13 protein-coding genes (1 of these 13 only partly in view) are annotated in these 19,171 nt (G+C 72.0%); 8 read left to right on the top strand and 5 right to left on the bottom strand.

What is annotated here, in order from left to right:
• Positions 1-181: 181 nt before the first annotated feature.
• On the top strand, positions 182-463 hold the full coding sequence (locus tag B7P34_RS01775) for an Lsr2 family protein (RefSeq protein ID WP_146166697.1): 282 nt from the start codon (positions 182-184) through the stop codon (positions 461-463).
• 70 nt (positions 464-533) lie between these two features.
• Here B7P34_RS01775 and B7P34_RS01770 read toward each other — a convergent pair whose 3' ends face one another.
• The gene (locus B7P34_RS01770) at positions 534-1,355 is read right to left on the bottom strand and encodes an alpha/beta fold hydrolase (protein WP_223267393.1); all 822 of its coding nucleotides are present in this window, start codon (positions 1,353-1,355) and stop codon (positions 534-536) included.
• A gap of 32 nt (positions 1,356-1,387) precedes the next feature.
• Complete coding sequence (locus B7P34_RS01765) at positions 1,388-2,011, bottom strand: TetR/AcrR family transcriptional regulator (protein WP_106673968.1); 624 nt, start codon at positions 2,009-2,011, stop codon at positions 1,388-1,390.
• Between the two features lie 134 nt (positions 2,012-2,145).
• On the opposite strand from B7P34_RS01765, the gene B7P34_RS01760 reads away from it, so the two are divergent.
• Positions 2,146-2,598, top strand: a complete 453-nt coding sequence (locus tag B7P34_RS01760) for a hypothetical protein (protein ID WP_146166696.1) — start codon at positions 2,146-2,148, stop codon at positions 2,596-2,598.
• Between the two features lie 201 nt (positions 2,599-2,799).
• Here the strand turns inward: B7P34_RS01760 and B7P34_RS01755 are convergent, their stop codons facing one another.
• On the bottom strand, positions 2,800-4,542 hold the full coding sequence (locus B7P34_RS01755) for a mycolysin (RefSeq protein WP_106673966.1): 1,743 nt from the start codon (positions 4,540-4,542) through the stop codon (positions 2,800-2,802).
• A gap of 472 nt (positions 4,543-5,014) precedes the next feature.
• On the opposite strand from B7P34_RS01755, the gene B7P34_RS01750 reads away from it, so the two are divergent.
• The gene (locus B7P34_RS01750; protein ID WP_223267392.1) at positions 5,015-5,629 is read left to right on the top strand and encodes a hypothetical protein; all 615 of its coding nucleotides are present in this window, start codon (positions 5,015-5,017) and stop codon (positions 5,627-5,629) included.
• A 60-nt stretch (positions 5,630-5,689) separates the two neighbouring features.
• Here B7P34_RS01750 and B7P34_RS01745 read toward each other — a convergent pair whose 3' ends face one another.
• Positions 5,690-7,015 (bottom strand): M14 family metallopeptidase, encoded by a 1,326-nt coding sequence (locus tag B7P34_RS01745; protein ID WP_223267391.1) that lies wholly within the window; start codon positions 7,013-7,015, stop codon positions 5,690-5,692.
• 161 nt (positions 7,016-7,176) lie between these two features.
• On the opposite strand from B7P34_RS01745, the gene B7P34_RS37130 reads away from it, so the two are divergent.
• The 3 genes from B7P34_RS37130 (at position 7,177) to B7P34_RS01735 (ending at position 9,630) form a co-directional block, all read left to right on the top strand.
• Positions 7,177-7,320, top strand: a complete 144-nt coding sequence (locus B7P34_RS37130) for a hypothetical protein (protein ID WP_189382346.1) — start codon at positions 7,177-7,179, stop codon at positions 7,318-7,320.
• Positions 7,321-7,494: 174 nt separating this feature from the next.
• Complete coding sequence (locus tag B7P34_RS01740; protein ID WP_146166695.1) at positions 7,495-8,526, top strand: cytochrome P450; 1,032 nt, start codon at positions 7,495-7,497, stop codon at positions 8,524-8,526.
• A gap of 78 nt (positions 8,527-8,604) precedes the next feature.
• A complete protein-coding gene (locus tag B7P34_RS01735; RefSeq protein ID WP_106673962.1) occupies positions 8,605-9,630 on the top strand; it encodes a JmjC domain-containing protein in 1,026 nt (341 codons plus the stop codon).
• 29 nt (positions 9,631-9,659) lie between these two features.
• Here the strand turns inward: B7P34_RS01735 and B7P34_RS01730 are convergent, their stop codons facing one another.
• Positions 9,660-10,868 (bottom strand): PP2C family protein-serine/threonine phosphatase, encoded by a 1,209-nt coding sequence (locus B7P34_RS01730; RefSeq protein ID WP_223267390.1) that lies wholly within the window; start codon positions 10,866-10,868, stop codon positions 9,660-9,662.
• 274 nt (positions 10,869-11,142) lie between these two features.
• Here B7P34_RS01730 and B7P34_RS01725 point away from each other — a divergent pair, with 274 nt between their 5' ends.
• Complete coding sequence (locus B7P34_RS01725; protein ID WP_106673961.1) at positions 11,143-12,180, top strand: GDP-mannose 4,6-dehydratase; 1,038 nt, start codon at positions 11,143-11,145, stop codon at positions 12,178-12,180.
• A gap of 318 nt (positions 12,181-12,498) precedes the next feature.
• On the top strand, positions 12,499-19,171 hold part of the coding region annotated (locus B7P34_RS39240) for a type I polyketide synthase (protein WP_106674096.1) (this coding region is incomplete at its 3' end). Its footprint extends 20,341 nt past the window's final position; 6,673 of 27,014 annotated nt are visible.

Here is a 19,171-nt window from a genome sequence, read left to right as displayed (position 1 = left end):
GGCGTCTTCCCGATTGAGTCTAACTACCCGTCAGCAGCTAGGCTTTGGTTGTTCTTGGGAAGGGGCGCTGATGGGCACCAGGTTTATTGAGGTAGACGAATCGCGGCAGGGCGAGCCGGGAGTGCGGAAGGGAGGCAGAACGCTGACAGTGGGAGACCAGTCCGTCACCCAGGAGACATGGGTGAAGGTCGAAGCCTACGACGACCTCGATCCGACCGTGACCGAGGACGTCCATCCGCACACGTTCGTGGTCCCGGGTATGGAAGTGCGGGCCGGGGCCGCGCAGGACGATGAGGACGGAAGCAGCGAATTCGAAACCAGGCTGATCCCATCTGTCCAGTATTACCAGATTGATCTCGGGCCCGACTCGCTGAACAAGCTCCATGAAGCGCTCAAGCCCTTCATTGCGGCCGCGCAGGAATGCGAGCCGCCGAAGGGCGGCCGCAAGGCACGCGCCAAGTAGCCCTTAATGTCCCCTCCCGCGAGGGGGCATTTCCCTGCGGGCCGGGGTGGAGCGGAGTGCGGATCGCCGCTCACCGGGTGTCTTCCAGGAACGGGACGAGCGCGTCGATGAAGGGCTCGTTCCGGTCACCGGCCACCATGTGCCCGGCGTCGGCCACATCGACGTGGCGCGCGTGGGGAACCCTGGCGCAGAACTCCGCGGCTACGTGCTCACTCACCACGTCGCTGAGCCCGCCTCGGACGAGCAGGATCGGCACCTCGGTGTGCCGGGCGGCTTCGAGGAGACGTTCCGCCATGCCGGGCGGGTCCATGCGGTCCTCGAAGTGGTCCAGTATCCGGGGGTCCCAGTGCCGGACCCAGCGGTCGCCGTGGCGCCGCAGGTTGCTCCGCAGCCTCTCGGGGTCGTACGGGCGCGTGCGGTGCGGCAGGTAGGCGGAGACCGCTGCCGCCGCATCCTCGACGCCGGCGAAGCCGTCCGGCTGACGGCGCATGAACTCGACGATCCGGCGGGCGCCGCCGGGATCCGGTCGATGGGCGACGTCGACGAGCACCAGAGCGCGGATCGCCGCCCTGGGTGCCTCTCCGGCGGCGAGCAGCGAACTCAGACCGCCGAGCGAGGCTCCGACGAGCAGCGGGCGGTCACCGAGCTCGGTGACGAGTGCCCGGACGTCCTCGGCGAACAGACCGAGGTCGTAGTCTCCGTCGGCTGACCATTCGCTGGTGCCGTGCCCGCGCAGGTCCGGAGCGACGACCCGCCACCCCAGCGCAGCCAGCCTGGGGCCGGCCCGGCCCCAGGAGTGCCGTGTCTGGCCGCCGCCGTGCAGCAGGACCAGGGGTGGTGCGGACGCTTCACCCCACGTGTCCGCCGCGAGCAGGATCCCGTCACGGCCCACGAAGCTTCGGGGGTGTGACGGTGCGCCGGCCGTCATCCCCTGCCCCGGGTTCGCAGCGGCGCCAGCAGTTCGTCGCGGTGGGGATCCGCGGCCGCCGCGGCGACCGCGACATCCAGTGCGAGCAGAGCGCGCGCGAGGAACCGGTCGTCGTCGATCAGCGCGGCGACCCACTGGTGCAGCGCGCCCACGCACGCGGTGCCGACAACGGCGGCCAGTCCGCCGATGGCGATGTCGGCGCGCAGGATGCCCTGTGCCTGCGCCTCGGCCAGTGCCCGGCGGAGCTGGGTGAGCGGACTGCGGTCGAGTACGAGGCCGCTCGCCTCCCACTCGCGCACCATGCGGCGCGACACGGCCGGGTCGCTCACGAACAAGTGCACGGTCGACCGGATGACCTCGTGCGGGTCGCCGGCTCCCGGCGCCGCCAGCCGGTGCTCGAGTTCGTCCATGAACCCGGCGGCCAGCGCCTCCCAGATCTTCTCTCGCGGTCCGATCAGGTTGTAGACGGTGGCCGGGGAGACTTCCGCCCGCTCGGCGATCCGCTCGGTACTGATCACTGATTCCGGGTTGTCCCGCAGGAGTTCGCGCGTCGCTTCGAGGATCCGGCTGCGTCGCCGGGCCTTGTGCTGCTCACGCAGCCCTCCTTCGACTGTCCGCATGCGCGCACGCCCCTTCGTCAGACTTAGAGAGCTCTCTAAAATTAGAGGACCCTCTGAACGAGGGCAAGGGCTGCGGCGGCGCGGACCGCCGGATCACCGGACCACCGGATCACCGATGAGGAAAGACTGCAGGCATGAGCACTCCCTATACAGCACCCGTGCCCGTCATACCGCGAGTGGGCGGGGCGGCTGTCACCGGTGCGGTCCTGGCCACCGGTGCCGAGCAGTTCATGTGCTGGGCCGAGCGTCGCAGCGCTCAGGCATGTGCGACGACGGACGGCCTCTGTTTGACGTGGTGGGACTTTGCTGCCCTACCCCTCGCCTTCACAACGGCCCTGATCGTCCTGCTCCTCGTTTACAAGCGGCTGGGCATCCGGCCACGGTCCGTGGTCATCCTGCCGACGATCACGCTGGGGCCGTTCCCCATCGTCGTCGCTCACACGACCGCCGGCTGGTGGGCCGTCGCCCTCACCGGCGGAGCGTGGGCATGCTTCCTTGCGATGGCCGCGTGGAGCCGTTACCGGGTCGTGGGAGTTTCTGTCTCCGTCGTGCTTCTCTTCGCGTCCCTCGTCATCTTGTACCGCTGACGCCGACGGGCGGCCGGTTGTTCGTCATCGTCAGCGGTGGTCGACGGGTTCGGCTGCGGTGAGCATCGGCGGTGGGGTGGTGGCCCCGGCAGTCCTGTTCTCCCACCAGATCATCGACTAGACGGACGCGGGTGCCCGAGGTCGTCCCGGCGCGCATGGTCCGGGCTGTCAGCCGGCCCGGACCATGCAGGTGCTGATCGATCAGTACTGGATGGTGTGGTTGTAGAGGATGTTCCGGGCCTTGGGGCCGGTGTCCAGGCCGTAGTCGGGGCGGTCGGTGAGGAAGTACTCGCGGAAGCTGGACTGCCAGGTCTTGGACATCATGGTGTTGCTCTTCGTCCAGCCGCTGTCGATCTGGGACCAGAGGTCGACCAGCGCGGTGGCGACGCGGGCCTCGCAGGCGTCGCTTGCGTCGATGCCGGTCGTGGTGCGGTCGTTGGCGAGGTTCAGGGAGCTGCCGTTGCCCCAGTAATAGGTGGTGTCGTTGAAGGTGTGGAACGCCACCGCGTTGGCGAAGCCCTCGGTCCAGCCGCAACTGGTGGAGGAGGTGCGGTTGACGTAGTGGGGCGAGCAGTTGGTGACGTTCGGCCACCAGCCGTTGTAGAGCTTGCCCATGAGGGCATGGCCCGCCTCGTGGACGGTGGTGTGCTCGGAGTCGGGGTCGTTGTCCGCGAGGTGGATCTTGTCCTCGGTGGTGGTCCAGTACGTGCCGTCGGTGGAGCCGGGGTACCACTGGACGGTGATGGGGGTGCAGCGGTTGTCCTGCTGGCTGCTGGCCCAGCAGGTGCTGGTGGACCCTCTGTTCCACCACAGCTTGTTGAGGGTGTCGAGGGCGTGCCAGGCTCGGCTCTGCCCGGCGTTGGCGTACACGTTGCCGAGGCCGGTACTGCGGGAGACGTTGTCCAGCGAGTAGGTGGCGGTGGTGTAGAGGCGGCCGTTGCCGTCGACGACGGACCACATCCCGCCCGCCTGTGTCTGGAACTCCACCCAGACCTTAGAGGTGACGGAGGTGGTGGGGGAGTAGCAGAGGTTGAACGCGCCGTTGCCGTTGCCGGTCATCCCCGTGGCGAGCTTCTGCGTGCTGCTGTTGGCGGTGGGCTTGCCCCACAGGGTGATGTTGGCGTTGCTGACCGGCTCGTCGCGGTCGGCCTTGCCGTTCCAACTGCCGCCCTCGGCGGACTGGAAGCGGTTGCGGTAGGTGCCGCTGACGCAGACCTGTGCGGAGGCGCTGGCCGAGGCGGTGGCGCGGGGAGAGGACGGGCCTGAGCCGGGTGAAGCGGCGGGGGCCGGGGCAGGGGCCTTGGGAGCGACCGGGCGTGCCGTGCGGTCGTCGGTCACGGGGCCGTGGGCCGAGGTCGCGTCGGCCTTGGTGATGGAGATGCCCTTGGTGGAAGAGCCCTTGGCCTTGCCGACGGTGATCTCCACCGAGCCGTGTCCGGCGCGGCTCGGGTCGGGACGGTCGATGTCGCTGACGTCCGCCTGGATCTGGACGGGGCCGGCGGTGACCGCCTCGACCTGAAGCGTGAGAGCCCGGGTGCCGGGGGTGAGGGCGAGCGTCCGGCTGGTGCGCTGCCCGAAGGTGTCCGTCGTGGGAGCGGCGAACCCGGAGCTCTCACCCGTCATCCGGAGCGCGGGCGGTAGTTGGACGGACAGGCCGGCGCGCTTGACGTCCGTCTGCGCCTTGACGTTCACGGTGAGCGTGGCCCGTTCGCCGACGGCCGGCAGACGGTCGAGGGAAGCGGTGACGCCGAGACAGCTGAGCGGTGCCTCGGGGTTCTTCCCTGCGGGGCGGATCGTACAGGTCTCGCCGTGGGTGGGGGTGGCCGCGGAGGTGGATGGCAGGGCGACAGCCGCCAGGCAGGCGAGTGCGCCGGCCGTCGCGGTGAGAACGGCGGGTCTCAGGACTCGTGTTCGGGGCCGTATTCGAGGCCGTATTGAGGACATAGACATGCCTTCCTGCGACGTGCACGGCCGATTCGGTGCACGTCGGCAGAGCTGTGAGGGGGGTTGGTTACTGACCCCCGGTCACTACAGCGGTCAATCATTGGCCATAGCGAAACCGTGGGTAACAGTGGCCGGAACCCTATACCTCGGGGCGTGTGCATGTCACTGCTGTCGGCGGTGTGTCGTCCTTGCGTTGCTCGTCGAACGCGGGCAAGCCGACAAGGACGCCCGACTCGGGTCTGAGGATGAGCGAGGCGACTTGTCGCAAGACTGAGTACGTGTACTCATGCACCCGGCTGCTCGGCCCCGGAGAGTGGAAGCACGATGACAGTCCGAAGGGGAGGCCGTAATGGCCTGGTGGCACCGAAGACGCAGGAAGTGCGTTCGCGCGGGTGCGGTGTTGCTCGCTTTCGTCCTCACGGGCGCGGCCGCGGCGTGCTCACACAACCCGCCGGACAAAGAACTGCGCTCCATGGCCACTTCTCAGAAGGCCCAATCGCGCCGCGACTCCGAGGATCAGAAGACCCACGCCCTCATCGCCCGCCTCGCCACCGTCGACGGGCTCCACCATGTGGTGACCCGCTTCAGCGACATCTGCGCTGCCGGGTCCGAGGGATCCCTCTTCGAGAGCCCGTCGTCGAACGTGCTCGGCTGCGACATGGAAGCCGCCGCATACTTCGGCGTCCAAGGCGACATCACCGACGTGCTCCCCAGGATCCGCGCGGCAGGCATCGCCACCTGGGGCCCGCAGCAGGACGGGCAGGACCAGCCGTACGCGGGCGGCACCATCCGCTATGCGCTGGAGTACCACCACGCCCACGGCCGCTACCCCGACGGGCGCCTGATGCCCGGGCCGAATCTCACCGCGCCAGGACTCGGGATCGAGTGGGACCGACCGCAGGACCTTCCTCTCCCGAACCAGATCAAAGATCTGGTGCCCTGCCCCTCGCCCTACCCCGTCTACTTCCGCTGCTCCCTGACCCCGGAGCCCCGGACGAGCCTGGCCGTGGCGCGTGCCCGGTACGGCACCATCCTCGTGTTCACGGCGTCGGCGCGCGACTACTTCACCGTGCCACGCCGCAAGTGACCGCCCCCGGCGGAGCCGAAAGCCGACCATGCCCCCCGCATCTGTGGGACCGGTTGCCCGTCAGCAGTGGTCGACGGGTTCGGCCGCGGTGAGTTTGTACGTTGCCCTGGCATCCAGCAGCAGGGGAACCAGAGATCGCAGCGGCTGCTTCATGGGTACCAGTGCGCCGCCCGCACGTGACGGGATGGTCTTGATGCCGTGCAGGGCGAGTTCGTCACCGGTGTCCGTGTATTGCTCTGCGGTGAGCCGGTAGGCGCAGGGCGGGTCGGTCAGGGTCCGGCCGGCGGGTGCGGGTTCGTTGTCGGCGCCGCCGAGGTGGACCGGGCCCCGGTCGGCGAGGCCTTTGATCCGTGCTGCAGCCGTGGCCGATGCGATGTGGCCGCGCCGTTCGTCCACGAAGGCGAACATCCCGTCCAGCGCGGCGAGGTGGGACCGTACACGTCGCCGGTTGTTCAGGGAGGGGTCCGCCTTCTCCGCTTCCGTCAGCGGATTGATGCGGCTCTCGATGAGCAGGCCGATCGCGTGCTTGACGCCCGCGGTGTTGCGCAGAATGCGCTCTTGTCCGTCGCCGGCGACCTGTTTGACGGGGCTGCCGGTGGCGGGGTCGGTCCAGATGCCGTAGGTGCCGGTGCTGTGGCCGGCGTCCTCGGCGGCGGGGCGCACGTATGCCGACGAGAGGATCTGCGCCTCCCGGTGCACACGGGCGTCGGTGTTGAGGTTGCGCGGCCAGAGGTCGAACAGGTCCTTGTCGTAGTAGGGCGGGGTGGCACCGTACTCGTGCAGGTCGTAGACGATGCCGGGCCGGTGGTCCCGGATGACGGCGGCGAGGGCGCGGCTCTCGGCGGTCCTGAGCGCGATGTGGTCGCGGTTGACGTCGATGCCGTCCGCGTTGGTGCGGGTGTCCGCGGCGCGGCCGTCGGGGTTGGCCGTGGGGACGACCAGCACGGTGGCGTGCGCGAGGAAGCGCAGCGTGGCCGGGTCCGTGGCCTGGGCGAGGTCGCGGATGCGGGTGAGGCAGGCTTCCCGGCCGGCGGGCTCGTCGCCGTGCTGGCTGCAGGTGAGGAGAACGGTCACGGCGGTGTGGTGGGCGGCGCCGACGCGGACGAGCTGGAGCGGCCGGCCCTGGCGGGTGGTTCCGATGCGGCGGACGGTGACGCGGTCGCTCGACCGGTCGAGGGCGGTCAGGAGGCGCTGTTCCTCGGCCTGGGTGGTCCAGCGGGCGCCGTTGCTGAGTTCGAAGCCGGTGCGGTACGGGGTGTGAGCGGCTTGCACGGGTGTCTGGAGGAGCGCCAGGGCGAGTGCGGCGGTGGCGACTCCGGTCGCGAAGGCACGGATGCGGGACCGGCCGTCCGGTCGGAGGCGGCAGCGGCCGAGAGCCGCTGCCACGTGGGATCTGTACGTCATGCGGCAGCTTCGTGCGCGAATCCCCATGGGGCGGGAAGGTACCCCCGTCCACGCCTGCACAACAGAGCGCCGGATCCGATCTGATCGTCTTCTTGTCGAGAGAGTGTCAGAATCGCTCGCCTTGGGTGAGGGCCCGCGTTTAGATGAAGCCGTTCGGTTTCCGCACCGGGACGCCGGACTTCAATCCTGGGAATGGAGGAACCATGAAGATGGTCAAGGCGTTTGTGAAGCGGTTCAAGAAGGACGAGGACCTCGCCAACCACGCGTGGGTTCTGCACGTCATCTGACGCACCGCCGTCGGCGGAGGACGCGGCCGTGCCGCTGCCTCCGCCGACGCTGCACCGTGCCCCCGGCCGCCGGGCCGCGGCGGCCGCGACCGTGTCGGATTCCGCCGCGGAAATGCATTACATGGCCATGTCAATGAAGGCGGGATTCCCGTGGAAGAAACGGTGCCGGCGGCAGTGCGCGACCATTCCGTCGTGTACGCCCCGCGGATTCAGGAATTGCTGGCCAGGGAAGAGAAAGTCTTCCGGATCGACGCGACCACGGTCGGCGTTTCTGACTGCGACCTGATGGCCGAAATCGTCGCGGCGCGCCCCGTGCTGTCGACGGAGCGCTCGGTCTACAAGCCCGCCGCAGGCGCCGACATCCACCACGACAGCGCGACACGGACGATCCGCGCGCTGGGGCAGGACGTCATGGCCGGCATCCGGACTCCGCCGCCCCCGGCGCGCGGCCTCTCCGGCGCCTGGCCCTACGCGCCCACCTCGTACCTGCGCCGGTGGCTCTTCTCGTCCGACCCCCTGCCGGTCTCCCTGCTGTCGAAACGCGGCGTCACGCGCTCCGGCACGCTCTCCAGGATCGTCGACCGCACCGTCACCGTCTGGCCCGGACCCCGCACCGAGGGCGGGGGCACCGCGCTCGCCGAGCAGATACGCGAGGCCTCCGGCACCCGGGACAGGAGACAGGCCATCGCGCTGTACCGGCGAGCGACAGCCACCCTCTGCGACGGCGTGGCCGCCCTCGCCGGCAACGCCCTGTGGCTCATGGGACCGGCGCGGGAACAGGAGAGAGCCCGCGCCGACCTCACCGCGGTCCTGTGGGAGACGCTCCGGCTGCTCCCGCCCGCATGGATGCTCTTCCGCAAGGGCGGCGACGCGTACACCGCACTGCACCCCGAGATCCGTCCCACCGACAACGTCGCGCTCTTCCCGCTCCTGATGCACCGGCACTCCGACTACTGGTCCGACCCACTGGAGTTCCGGCCCGGACGATGGGACGCGGTGGAGGACCCGGAGAAGACGCCCGGATTCATGCCGTTCGGATACGACGGCGCCCGCTGCTGGGCCAAACACCTCGTCGTGCCCCTGGCCGAGCGCCTGCTGACCGTCGCCCTCGACAACCGGCTCGTCATCCGCAGCCCGCGGCAGGACGCGGAAGTCCCCCTGCGCTCCCTGCTCTCCGTGCGGTTCGAAGCGGAGATCCGGGCATGACCCGGCGCCGCACCGTTGCACCGCCCGCCGCCGCTTCCCGCCGCGAGCACCGAACACCCTGACACCACGGGAAACACCATGGATTCGCCCACGCTCGCCGGCTGGGTCGGCGACGTCGAGACCTTCACCGGCCACCAGTGGCAGCGCGAGCCCGCCGTCTTCACGCCGGAGACACTCGCCTCTCCGTTCGGCCTCGACGAGCTCGACGCCGCCTTCGACGGAGGGCTGCTGCGCACCCCCTACCTGGAGATGGTCCGCTCCGACAAGGTCGTCGTCCCGCCCGACGCCTACACCACCTCACGCGTGGTCAACGGCACGACGTACGACGGCTTCGCCGACCGTGCGAAAGCCCTCGCACTCCTGCGTTCCGGGGCGACGCTGCTCCTGCGCCGCGTCGACCAGTGGCACCGCCCGACGGGCGAACTGGTGGCGCGGCTGTCCGAAGAGGTCGGACGGCGCGTGGAGGCGTTCTTCTTCGTCACACCCGCCGGAGGCCAGGGGCTCGCGGTGCACCGCGACGACGCCGACGTGTTCGTCCTCCAGGCGGCCGGCCGCAAGACCTGGTACGTCCACGGCGCACCGGCGGTGGCGGACTGGGCGCTGGGGGAGCTTCCGGACGACGAGCGCTCCCCGCTGCTCCTGCGCAGCGTCCTCGAACCCGGCAGCGTGCTCTACGTCCCGCGCGGCTTCGCGCACCGCGCGGTCGGCGCCGCCGGACTGTCCGCCCACCTGTCGCTGACGATCCGTGACGTCTCCCTGCAGGACCTGCGCACGGCCCTGGAACAGCAGTTGACCGAAGGGCTGGACCTCCCGGCGCGCCCGCTGGGCGAGGCGGCGATCGCCGATGCCTGTGCCACGCTGCTCGGCCACGTCCGGGCGAGGCTCGGCACGATCGGACCGGAGGACCTGCGGGCCGCCGCACGGGCCGCGCAGGCGCGGCAGCCGGTCGCGTCACAGCATCCGGACACGTCACCGCAGCCGGAGACGTTCGCCGAGACGGCCCGGAACTGGGACGGTGCCACCGGTGCCGGGCGTGCCGGGCCGGCGGTGTCTGTCAGTCGCACGTGGCGCCGGTTGCGCGACGCGGCACGCAGCGCGCGCTGACGCAGCCCTCCGACTCGCGGAGTCCCCGTCTACCAGAACTGCGGCCGCCACTCGAAGAGCAGGATGGTCGCGTCGTCCCGCAGCTGGTTGCGCTGGTAGTCGAGGATGGCGTGGATGAGCAGCCGCAGGACCTCGGCCGGGCGCTGGCCGGCGGCGGAGGAGCGGATGATGAAGTCGGTGAACCGGTCGAGGCCGAACTCCGCACCGTCCGCGTCACGGGCCTCCACGACGCCGTCGGTGTAGAGCAGGACGCAGTCGCCCGGTTCCAGTGTCGCTTCGTGGACCTGCCGGGCTGCCGGCGCGAGATGGCCGGCCAGGCCGATCGGGGGCTGCGGGGGACTGTCCAGCACCCCGTCGAGCACCCGCTCGGCCCGGATCAGCAGCGGTGGGGGATGCCCGCAGTTGACCCAGCGCAGTTCCCCGGTGAGCGCGTCGAGCCGGCACAGCACGCCGGTGCAGAAGTGGTCGGGCAGCCACTGGGCGAGCGCCTGGTCCACGGAGCCGACGACATCGGCCAGGTCGCCGCCGCCGCGGCGGGCGTTGCGCGCCGCCGCCATGGCGACCGACGTGGTCAGGCCGGAGTTCAGGTCGTGCCCCATGGAGTCCAGAATCATGGTGTGCAGGATGTCCTTGACCACCGAGTGGTCGAAGGCGTCGCCGGCGACGTCGTACGCCGGCTCCAGGACCGCGGTCGAGACGCACCGGGCGCTGCCGATGGTGTGGGACGGCAGGAAGGCCCGCAGCATCTCGGTGGGCAGCCGCATGGTCGAGGTGCGGGCGCGGGCGGCGAGCCAGTCGCTGTAGGCGCGCTTCGAGGTGATCAGCATCGCGAACAGGAAGGCCAGCATCCTGCTGCGGCGCATCCGCACCCCGTCGAGCGAGGGGGTCCGCACCGCCAGCACGCCCAGCCGCTCCGCACCGTCGATCAAGGGCATCCAGACCATCACGTCGTCGTCGGCATCGGCCACGCGCGGCGTGACCGTGCGGTACGCCCAGCCCGCCGGCGAACGGTCCACCGGCAGCGGCTCCAGGCTCTCGTCGAGCGGGATCAGCAGCTGTTGCTGCAGGTCGACGAGGTAGATCAGCGCCGTGCCCAGGCCGAGGGCCGAGGCGCACCGGTTCGCCAGGTCGGGCAGTTCGAACGGCAGGGCCGTCTGCGCCTCGACGATCAGCTCTTCCAGGCGGTTCTCGTCGACGGCGGTGTCGGGCCCGGCGGACGCGTGCGGTGGGTCCGGCACGGGGATCACCCCTTCCGGTCCCAGTCTCACACCGATCCCGGCCCGCCTCATGTCGGGCACGGTCGCGTCCCGTGCCGGGCACGGCGGGGTCGGGAAACCCCTGCGCGCCGATCACGGTACGTCGTGGCGTCGCAGCCCTCCGTCACGCCCGCGGCCCGCGCCCGAAGACTCTGAAATTCCGTAGCCCGCTCCGTGATTCCGTGAGCCTGCCGACCGTTGGGTGAGGACTTGCGGCCCTCGACCGGCTTTGTCCGTGGCAGTGAAAGGGGACCGAATGTCCAAGCGCGCGCTGATCACCGGAATCACGGGACAGGACGGCTCGTACCTCGCCGAGCATCTGCTCGCCGAGGGCTACCAGGTGTGGGGCCTGACCCGAGGACAGGCCAATCCGCGCAAGGACCGGGTGGCCAAGCTGATACCCGATCTGTCCTTCGTGGACGGTGACTTGATGGACCAGGGCAGCCTGGTGTCGGCCGTGGACCTGGTGCAGCCGGACGAGGTGTACAACCTCGGGGCCGTCTCCTTCGTGCCCATGTCCTGGGTGCAGCCGGAGCTCGTCACCGAGGTCAACGGCACCGGGGTGCTGCGCATGCTCGAAGCGATCCGGATGGTGAGCGGCCTGGGCAAGTCCGCGGGCGGAGGTGATGGTCACGGTCACATCCGCTTCTATCAGGCCTCCTCCTCGGAGATGTTCGGGAAGGTGGTGGAGTCGCCGCAGAGCGAGCGGACCTCCTTCCACCCGCGCAGCCCGTACGGGGTGGCCAAGGCGTACGGCCACTACATCACCCAGAACTACCGCGAGTCCTACGGGGTGTTCGGAGTCTCGGGGATCCTCTTCAACCACGAATCACCCCGCCGCGGCGCGGAGTTCGTGACCCGGAAGATCTCCCTCGCGGTGGCGCAGATCAAGCTGGGCCTGCAGGAGAAGCTGCTGCTCGGCAACCTGGACGCGGTGCGCGACTGGGGCTTCGCGGGGGACTACGTCCGCGCGATGCACCTGATGCTGCAGCAGGACGCCCCCAGGGACTACGTGGTGGGCACCGGCCGCATGCACTCGGTGCGGGACGCGGCGCGCATCGCCTTCGGGGCCGCCGGCCTGGACTGGGAGGAGCACGTCGTGGTGGACCCGGCGCTGGTGCGGCCCGCCGAGGTCGAGACGCTGTGCGCCGACTACGGCGACGCCCGCGGGGAGCTGGGCTGGGAGCCCGAGGTCGGCTTCGAGGAACTGATGCGGATGATGGTGGAGTCCGACCTCCGGCAGGCCGGCCTCGAACGTGACCACGGCGAGCTGCTCGCCGCGGCGAGCTGGTAGGGCCCGCCGGAACACACCTGCTCACCCCCCATCGCGACGCCGGAGCGGCGGCCGGGACCAGGACCGGAACAGGGCCGGAACAGGGGCCCGGAACAGGGCCAGGACCGGCACCCGGACCGGCCGACTCTACGGGTTTCCGTGGACACGCCCGCCGAGACTGGGCGCGTGGTGTGAGGGAAGCGGAGCAGTGCCCCCTGAGGGGGCCTCCAGATGACTCGTTCGCTGTGGGAAAGCCATCCGTCCCGGGTGCCGGAAGTCCACATCGAAATCCCCTGCTGTCCGTCGGTCTTGAGATGGGTTGAGTTGAACGTGGCGAAGGTGGACAAGGAACAGAAGCTCCGGGACTACCTGAAGCGGGCGAGCGCGGATCTGCGGCGCTCCCGGCAGCGGGTGGGCGAACTGGAGGCCGCGGCCCGCGAGCCCATCGCGATCGTGGGCATGAGCTGCCGTTTCCCCGGGGGCGTGTCGACGCCCGAGGAACTCTGGTCCATGCTCGTCGCGGGCGGGGAGGGCATCACGGAGTTCCCCGCCGACCGCGGCTGGGAACCGCTGACGGAGGACGCGGGGGAGACGCGGGGGTTCTCCGGCGGGTTCCTGCGCGACGCGGCCGAGTTCGACGCCGGGTTCTTCGGGATCTCCCCGCGCGAGGCGCTCGCGATGGACCCCCAGCAGCGGGTGCTGCTGGAGTCCTCGTGGGAGGCCTTCGAGCGCGCCGGCATCGACCCGGCCGCGGTCCGGGGCACCCGGACGGGCGTGTTCGTCGGAGCCATGCCCCAGGAGTACCGGGTGGGCCCGGACGACGACGCCCAGGGCTTCGTCCTGACGGGCGGCGCCACCAGCGTCCTGTCGGGCCGGCTCTCCTACTTCTTCGGGGCCGTCGGCCCGGCGGTGACGGTCGACACCGCCTGCTCGTCCTCCCTGGTGGCCCTGCACCTGGCCGCCCACTCCCTGCGCCAGGGCGAGTGCTCCCTGGCGCTGGCCGCGGGCGTCACGGTGATGTCCGCACCCACGACGTTCGTGGAGTTCGGCCGCCAGGGCGGGCTGGCCGCCGACGGGCGCTGCCGCTCCTTCGCCGACTCCGCCGGCGGCACCGGCTGGGCCGAGGGCGTGGGCGTACTGGTCCTGGAACGGCTCTCGGAGGCCCGGCGCAACGGGCACGAGGTCCTCGCCGTCATCCGGGGCTCCGCCGTCAACCAGGACGGCGCCTCCAACGGCCTGACCGCGCCCAACGGCCCCTCCCAGCAGCGGGTGATCGAGCAGGCGCTGGTCAACGCGCGCCTCTCGGCCGGGGAGGTCGACGTCGTCGAGGCGCACGGCACGGGCACCACCCTCGGCGACCCGGTCGAGGCCCAGGCCCTGATCGCGACCTACGGCCGGAACCGCACCGCGGACCGCCCGCTGCTGCTGGGATCCGTGAAGTCGAACCTCGGCCACACCCAGGCCGCGGCCGGCATGGCCGGCGTCATCAAGATGGTGCTGGCCATGCGGCACGGCGCCCTGCCCCGCACGCTGCACGTCGACACGCCGTCCTCGCACGTCGACTGGTCGGCGGGGACCGTACGGCTGCTGACCGAGCAGGTCCCGTGGCCGCAGGGCGAGCAGCCGCGCCGGGCCGGCGTCTCCTCGTTCGGGCTCAGCGGCACCAACGCGCACACGATCCTGGAGGAGGCGCCGGCCGAGCGGGTCGCCGGGCCCGGGCAGGAGGGCGGCGTCGACGAGGGGCCGGAGGAGACGGAGTCCGCGGCCGTCGAAGCCGGCGCCCCCGTCGAGCCCGTCGCCGCAGGCCCCGTCCCGTGGCTGGTTTCCGGCCGCACCCGGGAGGCCCTGCGCGCCCAGGCCGCCAGGCTGCTGGACCTCCTCGCCTCCCGCCCCGGCCTCGCGCCCGCGGACGTGGCCTACTCGCTGGCCACGACCCGTTCCGGCTTCGAGCACCGCGCCGCGTTCACCGCCGCCGACCGCGACCGGGCCCTCGAAGCCCTCGCCGCGCTGGCCGCCGGCGAACCCGCGCCCCACCTGACCCGGGGCACCGTGCAGGGCCGCGCCAAGCTCGCGTTCCTCTTCGCCGGCCAGGGCTCCCAGCGGCCGGGCATGGGGCACGAACTCCACGCCCGTTTCCCCGCCTTCGCCGCCGCGCTCGACGAGATCGCCGCCCACTTCGACCAGGGCCTCGAACGCCCCCTGAAGGACGTGCTGTTCGCCGCCGAAGGCACACCCGAGGCCGAGCTGCTGAAGGAGACCGGCTACGCGCAGCCCGCCCTGTTCGCGGTCGAGGTCGCCCTGTACCGGCTGGCCGAGTCCCTCGGCGTCAGGCCGGACTTCCTCGCCGGTCACTCCATCGGCGAGATCGCGGCCGCCCACGTGGCCGGGGTCTTCCCGGCCGCCGACGCCGCGGCCCTGGTGCTCGCCCGCGGCCGGCTCATGCAGGCCCTGCCCGCCGGCGGCGTCATGATCTCGCTGGAAGCGACGGAGGACGAAGTCCTGCCCCTGCTCCAGGACCGGCAGGACCGCGTCTCGATCGCCGCGGTCAACGGCCCCGCCGCCCTCGTCGTGGCCGGTGCCGATGCCGACGCCGAAGCCGTCGCCGCGCACTTCGCCGCGCTGGGCCGCAAGACCAAGCGGCTGCAGGTCTCGCACGCCTTTCACTCCCCGCTCATGGAACCCGTGCTGGAGGAGTTCCGCGCCGTCGTCTCCGGCCTCGCGCCGCAGGCGCCCGTCATCCCGGTCGTCTCCGGCCTGACCGGCACGCTCGCCACCGTCGAGCAGCTGACTTCCCCCGACTACTGGGTGGACCACGCCCGTCACGCCGTTCGGTTCGCCGACACCGTGGCCTGGTTGAGCGGCCACGGCACCGGCACCTTCCTCGAACTGGGCCCCGACGGCGTCCTGTCCGCCATGACCCGGGCATGCCTCGACGACACCGACGACGACACCCGTCACGGCACTGGTGACGACACCCGTCACGGCACTGGAGACGACACCAGGCACGACATCAGGCGCGACGCCCGTGACACCGGCGCCCACGGCACCTCCGCGACCGTCCCCGCCACGCTCGCCGTCCTGCGCCCGGGTCGCCCCGAGGCCGAGACGCTCACCACCGCGCTTGCGAGCCTGTACGTCCGGGGCACGGCCGTCCGGTGGGAGCCCTGGTTCGACGGCACCGGTGCCCGGCGCACGGACCTCCCCACGTACGCCTTCCAGCGCCGCCGCTACTGGCCCAAGGGCACGCCCGCACACGGCGCAGACGTCCGCGCCGCGGGCCTGGGCGCGGCCCGCCACCCGCTGCTGGCGGCGGCCGTGTCGGTCGCCAACTCCGACGGCCTGCTGCTGACCGGCCGTCTGTCCTTGCGCACCCACCCCTGGCTGGCCGGCCACGCCGTACGCGGCACGGTGCTCCTCCCGGGCACCGCCTTCCTGGAGCTGGCCGTCCGCGCGGGGGACGAGACCGGCTGCGGCCGCGTCGAGGAGCTCACCCTGGCCGCACCCCTGGTCCTGCCCGCGGAGGGCGGTGTCCAGGTGCAGGTGTGGGCCGGCAGCCCGGACGGGTCCGGCCGCCGCGCCCTGAGCATCCACTCCCGCCCCGACGGGCCCGAGGAACTGCCCTGGACGCAGCACGCCGCCGGCACCCTCGTCGCCGGCGAGCACCGTACCGGCTTCGACGCCACCGCCTGGCCACCCGCCGGCGCCCGGCCGCTCGACCTCGACGGCTTCTACGACCGGATGGCCGACGGCGGATTCGCGTACGGCCCGCTGTTCCAGGGCCTGCGCGCCGCCTGGCGCGCCGGTGACGACGTGTACGCCGAAGTGACGCTGCCGGAGACCGACGCCGCCGGCACCGGCTCGTTCGGCATCCACCCGGCCCTGCTGGACGCCGCGCTGCACGCCACGGCCTTCGCCGGCCTCGGCGAGCAGGGGCAGGGCGGCCTGCCCTTCTCGTGGCAGGACGTGACCCTGCACGCGAGCGGGGCGACGACGGTACGGGTGAGGCTGACCCGTACCGACGACGACGCGGTGGCGATCGCCGTCGCCGACACCACGGGCGCCCTCGTGGCCTCCGTCGGTTCGCTCGTCCTGCGCACCGTGCCCGACGGAGAGCTGACCGCCGCCTCTCTTGCCCGTGACGCCCTGTTCGAGCTGCGCTGGACGCCGCCGGCGGACCCCGCCGGCACCGGGCCCGCCACGGTCGGTGTCCTCGGCCCGGACCCGTACGGTCTCGCCGAGACGCTGACCTCGCCCGACCGTACGGTCACGGCCCTGCCGGACCTGGATGCGGCCGGCGCCGTCCCGGCCATCGTCCTCGCCCCCGTCCCCGGGACCACCGGGGACGATCCCGTCGCCTCCGCGCACGCCCGCACCGCCCTCGTCCTGGAGCAGCTGCAGCTCTGGTCGGCGAGTGAGCAGTCCGCCGCATCGCGCCTGGTCTTCGTCACCCGCGGCGCGGTCGCCACCGATGACCTGCAGGCGCCGGACCCGGCGGCCGCCGCCGTCTGGGGCCTGGTGCGCACCGCACAGGCCGAACACCCGGACCGCTTCGGCCTGCTGGACCTCGACCCCGCCGGTCCCACCGGCTTCACCACGCCGCAGCTCGCACGGGCCCTGGCCACGGACGAGCCGCAGACCGCCCTCCGTGACGGCGCCGTGCTCGGCGCCCGGCTCGCCCACGCCCAGGCGCCGGAGAGCGGCACGCGATGGAACCCCGAGGGCACCGTCGTGCTCACCGGCGCCACCGGCGGCCTGGGCCGCGTGCTGGCCCGGCACCTGGTCGCCGAGCGCGGCGTACGGCACCTGCTGCTCGTCAGCCGCCGGGGCGCCGCCGCCGACGGCGCGGACGAGCTCGTCGCCGAACTGGTCGCGCACGGCGCGCAGGTCGCGGTGGAAGCCTGCGACCTCGCCGACCGCGCCGCCGTCGGGCGGCTGCTGGCGGCCGTGCCCGCCGACCACCCCGTCACCGCCGTCGTGCACAGCGCCGGCACGCTCGACGACGGCGTCATCGAGTCGCTGACCCCCGAGCGCATCAGCGCCGTGCTGCGGCCCAAGGCCGACGCCGTCTGGCATCTCCACGAGGCCACCCGGGGGCTGGACCTGGCCGCCTTCGTCGTCTTCTCCTCCCTCGCCGGCACCGTGGGCACGGCGGGCCAGGGGAACTACGCCGCCGCGAACGCCTTCCTCGACGCCGTCGCTCAGCTGCGCCGCGCCGAAGGGCTGCCGGGGCTCTCCCTGGGCTGGGGCCCGTGGGCGCCCACCGGTGGCATGACCGGTGGCATGACCGAAGACGACCTGCAGCGCCTGGCCCGCATGGGCACGCCCGCGCTCACCGCGGAACAGGGCGTCGCGCTCTTCGACGCCGCGACCGCCGGCACGGCCGCCGTCCTGCTGCCGGTCAGGCTGGACCCGGCCGTCCTGCGGGCCCGGGGCGAGGTGCCGGCGCTGATGCGCGGCCTCGTCCGCACCCCCGTCCGCCGCTCGGTGGTCTCCGGCTCGGAGACGGCCGTGAGCCTCGTCCAGAGGCTGTCCCGGCTGGAGGAAGCCGACCGCGACGAGGTGGTGCGCGACCTCGTGGCCGGTGAAGTGGCCGCCGTGCTCGGCCACTCCGGCGCCGCCGAGATCGACACGGAGCGCCCGTTCCGGGACCTGGGCTTCGACTCGCTCACCGCCGTGGAACTGCGCAACCGGCTCCGCGCGGCCACCGGACTGCGCACCGCGGCCACGGCGATCTTCGACTACCCGACCGTCACCGCGCTCGCCGCGCACGTCCTCGGCGAGCTCATGGGCTCCGAAGCCGCCGCCGCGGCGGCCGCCCCCCGGGCCGCCGGCGACGAGGACCCCGTCGTCATCGTCGGCATGAGCTGCCGCTACCCGGGCGGCGTCGCCTCGCCCGAAGACCTGTGGCGGCTCGTCAGCGAGGGCACCGACGCCGTCTCGGGCCTGCCCACGGACCGCGGCTGGGACCTGGACGCGCTCTACGACCCGGACCCGGACCACATAGGCACCTCGTACACCCGCTTCGGCGGATTCCTGCACGAGGCCCCCGAGTTCGACCCCGCGTTCTTCGGCATGAGCCCCCGCGAGGCGCTGGCCACCGACTCGCAGCAGCGGCTGCTCCTGGAGGCGTCCTGGGAGGCCTTCGAACGCGCCGGCATCGACCCGGTGTCCCTGCGGGGCAGCCGCACCGGCGTGTTCGCCGGCGTCATGTACAACGACTACGCCCAGACGCTCGCCGGCGGGCAGTTCGAGGGTCACCAAGGCAGCGGAACCTCACCGAGCATCGCCTCCGGCCGCGTGTCCTACGCCCTCGGGCTGGAGGGCCCCGCCGTCACCGTCGACACGGCGTGTTCGTCCTCGCTCGTCGCCATGCACTGGGCGATGCAGGCGCTGCGCGCGGGGGAGTGCTCGCTCGCCCTGGCCGGCGGCGTCACGGTGATGTCCACGCCGGGCGCCCTCATCGAGTTCTCCCGCCAGCGCGGCCTGTCCCCGGACGGCCGCTGCAAGGCCTTCTCCGACAGCGCCGACGGCGTCGGCTGGGCCGAGGGCGTGGGCATGCTCGTCCTCGAACGCCTCTCCGACGCCCGGCGCAACGGGCACCGGATCCTCGCCGTCGTACGGGGCTCCGCCGTCAACCAGGACGGCGCCTCCAACGGCCTGACCTCCCCCAACGGCCCCTCCCAGCAGCGGGTGATCCGCCAGGCGCTGGCCGGCGCCGGCCTGTCCGTCGCGGACGTCGACGCGGTGGAGGCGCACGGCACCGGCACCACGCTCGGCGACCCCATCGAGGCCCAGGCCCTGCTCGCCACGTACGGGCAGGACCGCGACCCGGCACAGCCGCTGCTGCTGGGCTCCGTGAAGTCCAACATCGGCCACGCCCAGGCGGCGGCCGGCGTGGCCGGCGTCATCAAGATGGTCATGGCCATGGGCTACGGCGTGCTGCCCCGCACCCTGCACGCCGACGAGCCGTCCTCGCACGTCGAGTGGGACGCCGGAGCGGTCCGGCTGCTCA

It is taken from the genome of Streptosporangium nondiastaticum, from assembly GCF_003011965.1.
GTDB lineage: Bacteria > Actinomycetota > Actinomycetes > Streptomycetales > Streptomycetaceae > Streptomyces > Streptomyces nondiastaticus.
This window is presented reverse-complemented; position numbering and strand designations above follow the sequence as displayed.